Raw genomic sequence first — 13,890 nt, 5'->3', positions numbered from 1 at the left:
AGTATGAACCTTGATAAAATTTTCAAGGCCTTAGGTGACCAAAACAGGCTTAGGATTTTAAATCTTCTTTTAGAAAATGAGTTTTGTGTGTGTGAAATTGAAAAGGTCTTAGGACTTACTCAGTCAAATGTCTCAAGGCATCTTCAGGTGCTAAAGAACAAGGGAATTGTTTCTTGCAGAAAAACATCACAGTGGGTTTACTATCGCGTATCTGATGAGTTTTGCAAAGAGTATGGTGAGTTTTGTGAGTTTTTGAAAACAAAACTTTCTTCGCAGGAGCCGTTTAAAAGCGATTTGGCAAGGTGTGAAGAAGAAAAGAAAAAAGGGTTTAGCTGCGAGAAAACTAAATAAAAAACAAGAGGAATTTTTACAAAAGGTTAAAAAGAAGAAAGGGGATGTTTTGCATGAAACCCAAAGTTGCTTTTGTGTGTATTGGAAATTCCTGCCGAAGCCAGATGGCAGAGGGTTTTGCACGTTACTATGGCAAAGACTTAATTGAAGTCTACAGTGCAGGTACAGAGATAGCAGATAGAGTCAATCCTCTGGCAGTTGAGGTTATGAAAGAAAAGGGAATTGACATCTCAAGCCACTTTCCAAAGACAATTTTTGATATTCCAAAAGAGGTAGATTATTTAATCACGATGGGGTGTGGAGTTGAATGTCCACACCTACCTTGCAAACACAAAGAAGACTGGGGCTTGAGTGACCCTGCAGGAAAGCCAATCGAAGAGTTTAGAAAAATCAGGGATGAGATAGAAAAGAAGGTTTTAGATTTGATTGAAAGAGTTAAAAGAGAATATTATTGACTTTGAACTTGCAATTGCAGTTGCTGTTACAACATTTGGTCTTGGGTCTGGCGAGGCATTTACAACTATAATTGGAACGGTGATTGAAGTGCCTGTCATGCTCATGCTTGTGAACATAGCATTGTATTTTAAGAAGAGGTTTTATAAAATAAAGTAAACCTAAAGCAGGGCTAAGAAATGCTCTGTTTTTTGTTTTGAAGCCCTCATTTAATCTTCAAAATATTGATTGTATAACTTGTATTTGGTATAATAAAAGAGAAATAGTAAATTAATGAAGTGGAGTGAAGAGAGTTGAAAGAAAAGAGAATTAAAAGAAGTTTTTCTTTGATAATAGTCGTAGTTTTGAGCTTGATGTCCTTTTCTATAGCTTCCTCAGCAGACATTTGGGCAGATTGTGGACAAAAAATAAAAAAAATACAGCAGTCAGAAGACAATAGAGTTGTGGCAGTTGTAAATGGAGAGAAGATTTTTAAAAAAGACTTAGAGATTGCATACTTGATAGATAGAGCAGCGTACTTATCTCAAAAAGAGGCTTTTGAAAAGTTTTCGAAGAAGTATAAGACAGCTGAGGCAAAGCCACCTGTAGAAAAGACAAAGAAAGAAATTTTAAATGGCATGATAGAGGACCTACTTTTACTCCAAGCTGCTAAAAAAGAAGGTTTTATGGCATCAGATAAAGAAGCAAAAGAGTACTACGAAAAAGCTAAGAAAACAGTACAAGATATAATAAATGGGAAAACTCCAGGTGATGCTGAAGCTACAAGGCTTGCAAATGATGCAATTGAGAAGCTCATCAAAGGATGGGGAATTACAAGAGAGGAATATGAAAAAAAAGCTATTGAACAAACAAGAAATATGCTTTCAATTCAGAAACTATTGGATGCAAAATTTAAAAAGTTCAAGGCTCAATCTAAGAATTTAGTAATTGGAGACTTCAGAAAGGAGTATATAAATTTGTTGAAGAAAAAAGCTAAAATAACAATATATGAAAAGAATATTTAAAAATGGAATTTGTATAGAATAAAGCCACAGGCTTTGAAAAACCTGTGGTTTTTATTTTTTCAACTTCGCATAAAATTTGAACTTTATTTAAAAAGCGTTTTGCATATAATAAAAAATTAGTTGCTTGTGGAAAGGCTAAACAAATTCAGAAGGGAGAGGAGAAAGCAAAACAAAAAAGTGTAAATGAAAGTAATTTAAATTTTTAAATTAAATATTGAGGAAAGGGTGTGATTTTTTGAGCCAGAGCTGGTTGTTTTCTGAAGCAACAAGACTGGCTCATGAATACGGCTTTAGAGTGTATGAAGTTACACCAACGGTTGTGAGAATCAGAACAATTTGCGATGAGTGGCTGATACAGTATGTTGAAGGCTCGAAAAAACCATTTTACCTATACCACTACAAACAAAAGCCTCATCTTCAAAGAAAATTCTATGATTTGCCTTTCTTGTTCAAATCAGTTTGGCAGCATGACAGGTTTGTCTTAAACGGACGTAGTACAGTTCCTATCGGAGCAAATTAAAATCCCTGCGAAAATTAAAAATAACACAAAAGAAAGGAGGTGAGTTTAATAAAATGTAAGTAAGTATTTCTTGAAAAAGCTGAAATAAAATTTAAAGTAACAGCATGAATATCTATGATATAATAAAATTTCAAAGGAGTGTGATAGTTTGGCAAGTGTATTTTATTTTTTTCTGGGGTTCGTAGGGGGAATAATAAGTATACTTTTGTATCTGAAATTTCATTTTCCAAAAGTGTCAAAAAAATCTTCTATCAAGCTTGGACCAACTGTAAGGTCATTTGATGAACTAAAAGAGATGTTCAGCTGCACAAAAGAAGATGTGGAAAAAGAACTAAACGGCTATTTAGAGTTTTCCACAATTGAAAAGGGAAAAAAGCTTGCTGAGAGAATATTTTGCCATGTGACAGTGTGTCTGGGGATACTTGCCTCTTTGGAACGATTTGGTGTAAATCCAAATGAAGTTTTAGAAGAGTTAAAGAATGAAAATGCAGTTCAAGAAGAGTGCAAAAAATAAAGAATAATATAGTCATAACAATTAGATTGTTCCTTGGTGGTTATTGCCATCAAGGATTTTTTGTTATAAAATGTTATTACTTAAAAAATTATGACTAATAAAAGGAGGCTCTTTCAGTGAGTTGGATTAAACTAATTGGATTGGATTTGGTGCTAATTACCTTCTATATTTTTGTTATGTTCCTGTTAAAAAGATATATTATATCAAGGTTCCATAAAAGTAAAGATAAAGAAAAAGCTGCCACTAAACTAAATTCCTTTTTTGTGCGAGCAATATTCATAGTTAGCTTAGTAATAGGAGCTTTAGCTGGATTTTCAATAGCAGTAATAATTAAGAAGCAACTGGAAATGATAGAATTCTTTTTATTAATGTTGGTATTAATTCTTGAACTATCTATTATAGTAATGATTTTTTCAACAGATATTCAAGAAAAACTTTTTAATCAAAGGTTAAAAGCTTTGTTTGTAATAAGGCAGTTTGTGGCTGTGTTGCTGGGCGTTATTGCTATGTTTTTTATAAATCTTATACCTCTTTTTGCTAATTTAAAAACAAATGAATTTAAATATATTTATCTATTTCCTGTTACCCTTTTTATAGGATTTTATATTTTTTACTTAATTCTGCTAAATCTTCAATATCCCAAAAAAGAACTTAAAACAGATAAAAATTCTAATATCAAAGAAACCTTGAATAAGTTTAATCTTGGAAATATTAAAGTGATTGTCCTTGATACACTTGGACAAAAGTTTGCAAATCTTTTTGCAGCAGGTGTTTTTAAACCACAGCTTTTAGTTACTTCATATGCTTTGGAAAATTTAAAAGAAGATCAGTTTCAGGCAATTATGGTTCACGAAATAGGGCATATAAAGAGAAAACATGTAAGAAAAATACTTTTAGGTTGGGTCATAACTATATTCTATTATTTAGCCTTTGTCTACGGGCTTGAAAGTTTAATCGATTATTTTGTGCAAGACATTGTAATTTTTAATATTGTTATATTAGCTATCTTATTGGCGGGTACACTTCAACTTTTTCTACTAATAAGTTACATTGGTCGAATTGCCGAAATTGAAGCAGACTTATTTGTGCTAAAAAGTGGGGTGGATAGAGAGGTTTATGAGAATGCCTTGAAATCAATTTATGCACTTAACTACATAAAAGGTGATGTTTCAAAGCCGCTCGAGAAGATTCAATCCCATCCTTCGTTAAAAAAGAGGATCCGGATATTGACTGATGTTGAAAAAAAACAATATAAAGAATATTTCCCACCATTCAAAAAGGTTTATAGTACGCTAATAGCAGCTATGGTAGTGTTCTTTACTAGTTATATAACATTTGGTATACTGCTGCCAAACAATAATCTAATTAAAGATTCCGCAAATATTGAAAAGATAAGGTTGATAAAATATGTTTCAGCGTCGACCGATGTTGGTAGAAACGGTAAGAAGGTTAATTTACGGGTGGAAAAAAGCATTACAGATAAAAAAGAAATACAAGATATATTAAGATGCATTAGGAAGATAAAAACTAAGTCTGATTTTGCTAATACTCTATTTGAAAGGGATTATGAAATTGAAATATACAAAAAGAATAGCCAACCTACAATTTATTCTTTTTCATCAAGTTCAGGTGTGATTATGAAATATGTTTTAGCGGAAGATTTTGTAAAAGGGGGAAGTAGGCCATGGGTAGGAGTTAATAAAGAACTTGGGAAGGTTATTTCAAAGTATTTCAATAGCAATGAAAATTAGCAGTGAAAATTAAGAAGATTCATGCTTGATATTGCAAATTAAAAAATTAAAGTGATAAAATTATGATAACACTAAATTATTGATTTTAAACAAATAAAGTATTTTAGATGGATAGGGGGATTATTCTAATGATTACTATCAACAAAGAAAAGTGTGTAAACTGTTATAAGTGCATACGTGTATGTCCTGTACAATTTGCTAATGTTATTGACGGAGAATATATAAAACCTGACAATGATTTTTGCATCAAGTGTGGAAGATGTATAAAGCACTGTGAACATGGAGCAAGGGGTTTTATAGATGATATTTCTTTGCTTAAAGAGATGTTAGCTTCTGGTATAAAACCTATTGCAGTTGTTGCCCCCTCAGCAAGAGCCAATTTCAAAATAGGAAAACTTATAAATACTTTGAGAGAAATTGGATTTAAAGAGGTTTACGATGTTTCTTTTGGTGCAGATATAACCACTTGGGCTTATATCAGATACATTCAGCGTTTTTCCAAAAAAAGTGTTATTGCTCAACCATGTCCTGCAGTAGTTAATTACATAGAAAAACACATTCCTCAACTTCTTGATTATCTGATTCCTGTCCAAAGCCCAATGATGTGTGTAAGTATTTTTCTGAAAAAATATTTGAAAAAAACCGAACCAATAGTTTTTATTTCTCCATGTATTGCTAAAAAAGACGAGATAGCAAGATTTCCTGATATTGTCCAGTTGAATGTAACATATATTTCCTTGATGGAAGAATTTGGTGATGTATACAACAGGGCAGCTGATACAGGAAAGTTTGATTATGCTGAAGGGTATTTAGGAAAACTTTTTAGCAGACCAGGCGGATTAAAAGAGAATGTTCATGCATATTTCAAGGATGCAAAAGTAAAACAGATCGAAGGTGATATAATATTTGAATATTTAGAAAAAGACTATTTGAATACGCCAGACAATCAAAAACCTCTAATTGTTGACATATTAAACTGCCACGAGGGGTGCAATAAAGGAACCGCTACCAAATTAGATGTTCCTATCGATGTAATAGATTATGAATTTGATGTTATGAAGAAAAGTACGTATAACAAATTCAAAAGTAAAAGATTGTTTAAGTTCTTCGACAAAAAACTTAAATTAGAAGACTTTATGACAACATACTCAAACAAAAGCAAGTATTTAGAAAAGCCTTCTTCTGATGTGTTAGAAAATATCTACAATGAAATGCTAAAAACCTCGACAGAAAAGAGAAATTTAAATTGTTCAGCTTGCGGATATGATTCTTGTGAAGAAATGGCTATTGCAATCTACTATGGATATAACAGAAAAGAAAATTGTGTAAATTACTTAAAAGATAAAATGTCTCTTGAAAATGAAGAGTTGTATTTCAAAAATACCCAAATCAACAAATTATTAGATGAAATTAACAATACTCAAATTCAACTTGAGAAATTAATAAAAGAGGTGGCATTTGCTACAGATGTTGTAGATAGGAGTATGCAAGAGATAGCTGTTGGATATAGTGAGAGTGCTAAAGAAATTGAGAATATATCTACTTCAGTTTCTGGATTATTAGCTCAAATTAAGTTACTTGATAGTATTAGTAAAGAGTTGTCTACGAAAATTGATATTCTAAACAAAACGAATAATATACTTCAGGATATAGGAAGTAGCATATCTCTTTATGCTTTAAATGCTTCTATTGAAGCTTCAAAAATAACTGAGTCAAAAGGTTTTTCTGTTATAGCCTCAGAAATAAGGAAACTTGCAGATAGAATGAAAGTTGAAACATCTATCGTAAAAAAGGAATTTGATACAATGATCAGTTTAATGAACCAGATCCCTGATTTATCGGAGAAAATTTTAAATGCGATTGAAAATATAAACAGTTCTTTAGTGAATGAAAGTGCCCTGATTGAAGAATTAACGGCGAAAAGTGAGGAGATTTCAGCTGAAATCTCACGACTCAATGCATTAATTCAGCAAGAAGGTGTACTATAAGAAAAAATACTGAGGTGCTGAGAGGTCTAAAAAATGCTGCCTTAATTGATTGCTAAATGAGAGAAAAAGGGTATTATACTGGCACAATAGTCTTTTGCAGGGAAATTTTCAACTACGAAAGTAGCTTGGAAAAGTTTTTAAGTGAGATAAAAGGAATATGTGAGGCAGAGGTATTAGAGAAGCTTTTAATTGGAGGTATAAAAAAATACTATCCAAATAGAAGAATATATAGCATAAAATATAAACGCAGCTTCCCTGCAGGGAAGCCGGCATATATTTGTAACTAATATCATATACTTTTACAACCTTATTTAAATTGCTAGTAAGAATTACATCTTTGAGTTAAAAATGCTTGTGACACAAAATAAAAAAAAAGAGGTGTTCTAATTGGATATTTATATGATAAACACAAAAAATCAATTTAAATATTTGATTTTACCAATTGGGTGGTATATTTTATTTAGAGCTTTATTTCCTTATATTAATATGAACTACACAATTTATTTTAGCCTTATATATTTCACAGGATTAGCTGTATATTTTTTATCAATAGGTTCCGTAAGTTTAAAAAGCTTAGTTGATGAATGGAAAAGGGGCAGAAGTTTTTGGTTACCTGTTGTATTTAATATAGTGGGGGAAATTGCTGCTTTTGGAGTTGGAATAGGATTATCAACATTGTTGCCAAATGTTGATGATGGGTTTAAAGTTTATAAGACAACTGGATGGGCATCTGTTATTGCGTTTGCCTTAACAACAACATTACTTGCTCCAATAGCTGAAGAGGCTTTTTTTAGAAAGGGAATAATAAATTTTAATAGTAGAAGAATTAGGTTGTTGAATAAAAATTATTACCAATAATACATAAAATGAGCAAAAGTTATTGATTCCATTCATATGCGAAAGAAAACTTCTTACCTTCTACTTTTCTGAGAAGTTGCTCAAACAAAAAAGTAATTAGTATCCAATCAATATACCTTTTATAATTCTTAAACCTCCTGAGCCTTACATTCTCAAGATTATATTCACCTTTTAATTTACTAAATAGTCTTTCAATCTTTGTTCTATGCTTGTATAGCTTTTTGCCCTCTTCAGTTTCTAAAAATCTTATGTTATTTCTTCTAAAAACATTCTTAACATTGTTTTTATCTTTCATGTTTCTTTTGTTTATCCCAGCAACAAATTTAACCTTAAGCTCATTTGCTATATTAAACCATCTGCTACAATCGTATCCCGCATCTGCTAATACAATCTCACAGCCAAAGCCCCATGCCCTATATAAAAGCTCTTCTTGTCTTGAGTCATGTTCATTTGCCCCTGTTAAAATCCAGAAAAGTGGTATTACTTCTTCTTTACCTGTACACAAAAGATGTAATTTGTATCCCCTGTAAAATCCTATTGTAATATGTATACCTATTTTTGCTTCTGAATCATTTTTGGCACTTCTCAAAGGTGTAGAATCTACTATCGCTATACTCATATCAGGTTCTATCTTAGCTATTAATATGTCTTTTATATCTTGCATGTATTCTTTTTCTATTTTTCTTGACAACTTCGCAAAATATGAATAGTCCGGACTTTCTTCTATACCTACTACTTGCTTAAACTCTGTGTCTTGATTTATTCGATATTCTAATTCTCTGAAACTCTTTATCCCCTTCTTAACTTTGTAAACCAGACAAGCTATTATTTGAAACAAATTAAATTTCCTTGGGCGTCCTCTTCTATTGTGCTTTATTCTCCTTGTCAGAGCTTCAGTAACCTTTTTCACTACAAAAAGTAGCTTTAAAAATTTCTTATTTTGTGCTTTAATATTCATGAGTATATCTTTTCCCCCTTGTGTTTTGTTGTGGTTTTCTCTTAAATTAAATTATAACACAAGGGGTTTTTTTCATTTGTTACTATGTTTACTTTATATGGTTATTTCTTTTATTCAACAACCTCAGTAGAAGAATATTTATTTTGTCATCAATTATTAGCATTTTATTATATGCAGTGGAGCATTCGTATAAACCTTTAGGCATATTTACCGCAGCTTTATGGGGTATTCCATTTACTATAACGTATATTAAAACAAAAAATATTTATATACCAATGACTGCGCATCTTATATGCAATTTTGTGGGGAATGGTATTCCTGCGTTAATTATGGCGGCTAAAATGTTAAAAATATTGTAATCTTTTGTATTTTTGCTTTTTAAAAAAGAATTCTGCGTCTCAATAAATTTAAAATATAATAGAAAGAGGTTATTGAATAATAGAAATAACCATATAGAGTAAACATAGTCACAAAAGAAAAAAGCGGCACTTGGTGAAGATATTTACCACCTAATTTATTACAGAAAAGAGAGTAGAAAGTACCCACCTTCTTCAGAATATCCTCAAAAAGTAACGTAGGAAACTGAAAGACATGGGAGGAGACCAGAGACTTCGAATCTATGAACTTTTCAAATGGTGTCCTCCCATTCATTCCTTTTACTACTATGAGGTCTAAAAAAGTTCCACGTATCTTGCCATCTCTGAGCTCGTTGAATAAAGTCATCTTTGTTTTTACATCTCTCAGCATGAATCATTAAAAAGTACTCATCATCAGCCCTGTGTGAATTTTCAATTACACCCATAAGATGTTTAGCTTTTGGTGGAATAGGATTTAGTTCTACTCCTAAAATAGAAAATATCTCATTCCACTCCTTAAGCTTTCTTTCATTTCCTCCGCAAAATTCTTCTCCATTATCCAATCGGATTTTTATTGGGGTTCTCACATTATGTGTTCTTAGCCACAAAGCAACCAAGGATATAAACATAAAACCAAAAGCAGATGACAGTTCATAATAGTCCGCCGTAAATCTTGTTCTTGTTGCAACATCTATCATGTTCCACTCATAGCAAGGTAAATTGTGTTTTTTCATATGTTCGTATACTTCTTCAGGAAGGCTGTCTTTGTCTAAAAGATGCTTTGTATCAAGTTGAAACTCAGAAAATGGAATGAGAGCTTCATAATCATATAAACTTCTTTCACCCTTTTTTGTCTTTCTTGTTTTTCCCAGGTAACAGCATTTCTTTTAAGAACAGATTTTATTGTATTTTCGCTTATTTTAATGCCATATTTTCTGAAAAGATAAAGAGACAAACGTCTGTATTCTCATGCCAGTTCTTTTAGCTTCCTCAATAATGAGGTTTTCAAGTTCAGAAGAAAGTTTTCTGGGGCAAGTTTTAGGTTTTCTTGATTTATCTTCAAGAGGACCGTAAATTCCTCTTCTTATAGTAGCTCTTAATACACCTAATATTTTAGCAGTTTTTGATACGTTTTCATTATTCGCGGTCTGTTACTTTTCGAATTAATTCTCTTGCTTTTTCGTACAGATTGTTATTTCGTGATATGATATAAATATTCATAGTAGGCTGCCCTCCCATCCTGGTAGTTTTTGAATGTTTCTTTTGAATAGGGGATTACACTTTTTAATTATATTCATGTCAGGATGGAGGCAGTCTCACTTCTTTTTATGAGTTTCTCCTCACTATCTTCGCACATTCTTTCGCTGTGGTAAATATCTCTACACCTATTCGAGGCTGAAAGAGTATTTTGCCATGTGACAGTGTATTTGGGGATACTTGCTTCTTTGGAACGTTTTGGTGTAAATCCAAATGAAGTTTTAGAAAAGTCGAAGAATGAAAATATAGTTCGAGAAGAGTGCAAAAGATAAAGAAACTAATAACAATGACAAGATTGTTGGAGCTGTCCAAGCAGATGAATTGGCAGCTCCATTTGTTTTATATAGCTAACTTACTTCTTGTTATTTTTGCTATGTTACATCATAGAGCTCAATCAAAATAAAATTTTCTTTACATCACATGACCAGTAAGTCATAATAATCTTGAGGTGAGGTTTTATGCCCAAGCAAACATTTTTAAACCTTCCAGAAGAGAAAAGAAACCTTATAACAGATACATTAATAAAGCACTTTTCACAAAAACCTTACCATAAGGTTGATATCTCTGATGTTGCAAGAGAGTGCAACGTTGCAAAAGGGAGTATGTACCAGTATTTTGAAAACAAGAAAGATATGTACTTTTACGCAATAGAGGTCTCTTACCAGAGGTTTTTGAAACATCTTGAAAAGCTTAATATGGTACATATAAACATTTTTGATTATTATGAGAACTCGTTAAAAAGTATATGGCTTGCAATGAAAGAACTAAAATACGAATACATGCTTATAGAAAGAGCATTTTTTTCACAAGACTCACCTTTTAAAGATGAGATAAATGAGAAATTTTTGAAGCAGTCAAGAGAGTTTTTGGTAGAGATTATAAAGTATAATCAACAAAAAGGATATATAAGGGACGATATTGATCCCGTTATAATTTCTGTTTTTTTAGAAGGTGCAAGTTTTTATATGAAAAAATTTGTAATCGAAGAAGCACTAAGCAGAACATCAACAACACTTGATCTTGACATAAGTTATTTTAAAGATGCACTGTCTCAATTTATAAAACTTTTGAAAGAAGGAATAGGGAAAAAATAAATTTTATATTATGACTTGACAGTCATATGACCAGTGAGTCATAATATATCGTACAGGTGAAAAGTAAAGGGGATGATTTGGTGTGTTTGTGAAGGTTGAGAATCTTTCAAAAGTCTACAGGATGGGCCAAAATACAATCAAGGCGCTCGATGAAGTTAGTTTTGAGCTCGAAAAAGGAAAAATCTACACTGTGATAGGGCCATCTGGGTCAGGTAAAACCACGCTTTTTAACATCCTTGGTGGGCTTGACAGGGCAGATGGAGGCAGAGTTTTTGTAGATAGCAAAGAGATAACTGCAATGGACCAAAAAAGGCTTTCTGAGTATAGGCGCGACTATGTGGGTTTTGTATTTCAGTTTTTTAACCTCATAAACGGTCTTACGGTATATGAAAATGTGCTCTCAAGTGCACATCTTAGCAAAAATCCATTGGATGTTGATTTTGTTACTACATTTACTCTATGTGGTTATTTCTTTTATTAAACAAACGATATATTTTTCCTATTTTCAAACTTATCATTTTAAAAACTCAAGAAAATTTAAGAAAATTTAAGCTATTTAAAGAAAAGTATATTCTGAGCTCAAAATTTAGTTGAAAATGGGCTAAAAAAAAAAAAAAAACGGGATTGACAGAGTGAAAATGTATAAGATAAAATTTGCATAGAAATTCCAAGAAGAAGTTTACAGAAAAAATAGTTCAAGTGCAGAATAGCCTAAATAAGAGAATAAAGAAGGCAACATACTAAAAATCAAGTATGATGAAGAGATGAGGAAAAGATACTATTGTGTAAAGCAGCATGATATAACCGATTGTGCAGCAGCGAGCTTAGCAACAATTTGCTTGCAATATGGAAAAGAAGTATCGATAGCCAGGATAAGAGAGATGGCAGGGACAGACAGGTTTGGCACCACAGCATATGGAGTTGTAAAAGCGGCAGAAAAGCTTGGATTTGAAGCAAAAGCAGTCAGGGCAGAAGCAAAAGAAGCAATATTTGAGAAAATACCACTTCCGTGTATAGCACATGTACTGATAGATGGCAAGCTATTTCATTATGTTGTAATACATGAGATAAGAAAAGAAAGGATAGTGATAGCGGACCCGGACAAAGGGAGACTTGTCAAGAATTTTGTGTCTGATTAAGATATTTTAGCTGGAAAATTTTTTGGATATCATAGGTATAAGCGTTTATCATTGGTACAGGGTTTTTCCATTTGGTTTTTCTTAAGTTTTCTCTCTGAAGGTAGATGTTGATTTCCAAAATGTCAACTGAGTTAAAATACCCTCCTGATTTTATTCGGATTTTTTCAATCAAACTATTTACGCTTTCTACAGCATTGGTTGTATAAATATATTTTCTAATTGCCTCAGGATATTTTGTAAAAACAAAGTAAAATTCTCTCTTTTCACGTAAAAGATTTATATATCGAGGATATTTATCCTTAAAGTTATCGCAAAGAGATTCAAATTTTTCAATAGCTTCATCTATTGTTGAAGAAAGTTTAATTTTATTAAGCTCTCTGTTAAAAGTCAAAGCTTTTAGTTTTGGACAAATGCTTTTTGATATTTCTCTGTAAATGAACAAAACAAAGCTGGTGATCGGCATATGGATAAACTGCTTTGACTGTTTCTATTGTTCCTGGGAAGTCGTCACTTACAATTATTGCAACTTTTTTAAGTCCTCGATTGATTAAATCTTCAAACACTTTATTCCAATCCGTCCTATTTTCTTTACCAAAGAAAGTGTATAATCCAAAAATATCTTTTTTACCATCAAAATCAATACCAAGAACAATATAGCATACAGCTTTTTTAACTTTAGAGGTATCTTTTATTTCACAATGATAAGCATCAATTATTAGAGCAAAAATTTCTTGTGGCAATTCTCGCTGTTTGAAAAGATCTAGCTCATTTTTAAGATTATCTTTGATTTTAGCAAGTTCTTCTTCAGAATATGGGAGATTCAAATTCTTTAGGGTGTTAAGTAAGGTTGCTTATTAAATAACCATTGACAACAAGAGACATAAGAAGTTCAGTGTATGTTTCATCAACCCTTTTATAGGGTTGAGGGAGGATATTAGGTCTAAAATTACCTGAGCGAGTTCTTGGGACAGAGATGTAAAGAGCACCTATAGGTGTAGCTAGATTTCTATCATAAAAGCCGTTACCCTTGTCATTTTGATTTTTCAAAAGATAAATCTGGCGTTCAGAAAGCATAAACCAATCTAACAAGTCTTCCAGAAGTTTTTTCAATGCTGGGCGGGATGGATCTTGTTCTGCGCAATATTGATTTGCTACTTCTTCAACAGCCATATTTTTAATAGTTTCATAATAGGTATTTTTATCCATTACAACCAACCTCCTCGTATAATATGATTATCAAATCACTTAAAACTTCATATCTCAATTGGTACATTTAATTATCAGTACCAATTGATTACTGGAAATTCATTTTGATAATGCACCTTTCTTAAAACACTCATTTCTCAAAAATTGAATATTAAAATTGACTGCTACAGTTTAAATTTGCCCTTTATCTTTGGTAAACTAAAATCAGAAAAAGTTTAAGCCTGATTTAGTTTATTTGGATATATTTTGAACACCTCCTGCTGGACGTGCTTTGACATCTGCACGCCACAGCTTGCGAAAGACTGAACCCCAAAGGATTACATGAGTAATGTTTACTCGTTTGCTGTGCACGGTCAGGTTACCACATCTGATTTGAGCATATCAGATGTGTGCACCCTGTAAACTGCTCCGTAGCTCTAATATCGGCGAGGCTGCATTACA

The 13,890-nt window shown here is 32.1% G+C and carries 13 protein-coding genes and 4 pseudogenes; 14 read left to right on the top strand and 3 right to left on the bottom strand.

Annotated features, from left to right (window positions below; genetic code table 11):
• Window positions 1-3 precede the first annotated feature (3 nt).
• From ELD05_RS11760 to ELD05_RS11715, 10 genes are all read left to right on the top strand, one after another.
• Entirely contained in the window at window positions 4-351 is a 348-nt protein-coding gene (locus tag ELD05_RS11760) for an ArsR/SmtB family transcription factor (RefSeq protein ID WP_127352578.1), read from the top strand.
• A gap of 53 nt (window positions 352-404) precedes the next feature.
• Complete coding sequence (locus ELD05_RS11755; protein ID WP_127352577.1) at window positions 405-806, top strand: arsenate reductase ArsC; 402 nt, start codon at window positions 405-407, stop codon at window positions 804-806.
• Entirely contained in the window at window positions 778-963 is a 186-nt protein-coding gene (locus tag ELD05_RS11750) for a hypothetical protein (RefSeq protein ID WP_307720909.1), read from the top strand. The genes ELD05_RS11755 and ELD05_RS11750 overlap by 29 nt, the downstream gene beginning before the upstream one ends.
• Window positions 964-1,097: 134 nt before the next feature.
• Entirely contained in the window at window positions 1,098-1,808 is a 711-nt protein-coding gene (locus ELD05_RS11745; protein WP_127352576.1) for a SurA N-terminal domain-containing protein, read from the top strand.
• A gap of 235 nt (window positions 1,809-2,043) precedes the next feature.
• Window positions 2,044-2,328: a hypothetical protein gene (locus ELD05_RS11740; protein WP_127352575.1), complete on the top strand. Its 285-nt coding sequence runs from the start codon at window positions 2,044-2,046 to the stop codon at window positions 2,326-2,328.
• 148 nt (window positions 2,329-2,476) lie between these two features.
• Entirely contained in the window at window positions 2,477-2,842 is a 366-nt protein-coding gene (locus ELD05_RS11735; protein ID WP_127352574.1) for a hypothetical protein, read from the top strand.
• A 263-nt stretch (window positions 2,843-3,105) separates the two neighbouring features.
• Window positions 3,106-4,593, top strand: a complete 1,488-nt coding sequence (locus tag ELD05_RS11730) for a M56 family metallopeptidase (protein WP_241243490.1) — start codon at window positions 3,106-3,108, stop codon at window positions 4,591-4,593.
• A gap of 128 nt (window positions 4,594-4,721) precedes the next feature.
• Window positions 4,722-6,581, top strand: coding sequence for a [Fe-Fe] hydrogenase large subunit C-terminal domain-containing protein (locus ELD05_RS11725; protein ID WP_164742602.1), 1,860 nt, complete (start codon window positions 4,722-4,724; stop codon window positions 6,579-6,581).
• A gap of 56 nt (window positions 6,582-6,637) precedes the next feature.
• Window positions 6,638-6,868, top strand: coding sequence for a hypothetical protein (locus ELD05_RS11720; protein WP_127352571.1), 231 nt, complete (start codon window positions 6,638-6,640; stop codon window positions 6,866-6,868).
• Window positions 6,869-6,980: 112 nt separating this feature from the next.
• Complete coding sequence (locus tag ELD05_RS11715) at window positions 6,981-7,439, top strand: hypothetical protein (protein ID WP_164742601.1); 459 nt, start codon at window positions 6,981-6,983, stop codon at window positions 7,437-7,439.
• A 19-nt stretch (window positions 7,440-7,458) separates the two neighbouring features.
• On the opposite strand, the gene ELD05_RS11710 is transcribed toward ELD05_RS11715, so the two are convergent.
• Window positions 7,459-8,397, bottom strand: coding sequence for a transposase (locus ELD05_RS11710; protein ID WP_127350937.1), 939 nt, complete (start codon window positions 8,395-8,397; stop codon window positions 7,459-7,461).
• Between the two features lie 50 nt (window positions 8,398-8,447).
• Between ELD05_RS11710 and ELD05_RS15085 the strand changes: the two genes are divergently transcribed.
• Window positions 8,448-8,756: a CPBP family glutamic-type intramembrane protease gene (locus ELD05_RS15085; protein WP_127352981.1), complete on the top strand. Its 309-nt coding sequence runs from the start codon at window positions 8,448-8,450 to the stop codon at window positions 8,754-8,756.
• A 19-nt stretch (window positions 8,757-8,775) separates the two neighbouring features.
• Here ELD05_RS15085 and ELD05_RS11700 read toward each other — a convergent pair.
• Window positions 8,776-9,974 (bottom strand): annotated as a pseudogene (locus tag ELD05_RS11700) (IS481 family transposase).
• Window positions 9,975-10,468: 494 nt separating this feature from the next.
• On the opposite strand from ELD05_RS11700, the gene ELD05_RS11695 reads away from it, so the two are divergent.
• The 3 genes and pseudogenes from ELD05_RS11695 to ELD05_RS11685 form a co-directional block, all read left to right on the top strand.
• Window positions 10,469-11,104 (top strand): TetR/AcrR family transcriptional regulator, encoded by a 636-nt coding sequence (locus tag ELD05_RS11695; protein WP_127352569.1) that lies wholly within the window; start codon window positions 10,469-10,471, stop codon window positions 11,102-11,104.
• 82 nt (window positions 11,105-11,186) lie between these two features.
• Window positions 11,187-11,549, top strand: a pseudogene (locus ELD05_RS11690) (ABC transporter ATP-binding protein); the annotation flags it as partial.
• A gap of 319 nt (window positions 11,550-11,868) precedes the next feature.
• Window positions 11,869-12,213, top strand: a pseudogene (locus ELD05_RS11685) (cysteine peptidase family C39 domain-containing protein); the annotation flags it as partial.
• A gap of 7 nt (window positions 12,214-12,220) precedes the next feature.
• Here the strand turns inward: ELD05_RS11685 and ELD05_RS11680 are convergent.
• Window positions 12,221-13,449: pseudogene (locus ELD05_RS11680) on the bottom strand (IS256 family transposase).
• Window positions 13,450-13,890: the final 441 nt, after the last annotated feature.

Source organism: Caldicellulosiruptor changbaiensis (assembly GCF_003999255.1).
GTDB classification, from domain to species: domain Bacteria; phylum Bacillota; class Thermoanaerobacteria; order Caldicellulosiruptorales; family Caldicellulosiruptoraceae; genus Caldicellulosiruptor; species Caldicellulosiruptor changbaiensis.
The sequence above is the reverse complement of the archived record's forward strand: the minus strand, read 5'-3'. Positions and strand labels throughout refer to the sequence as shown.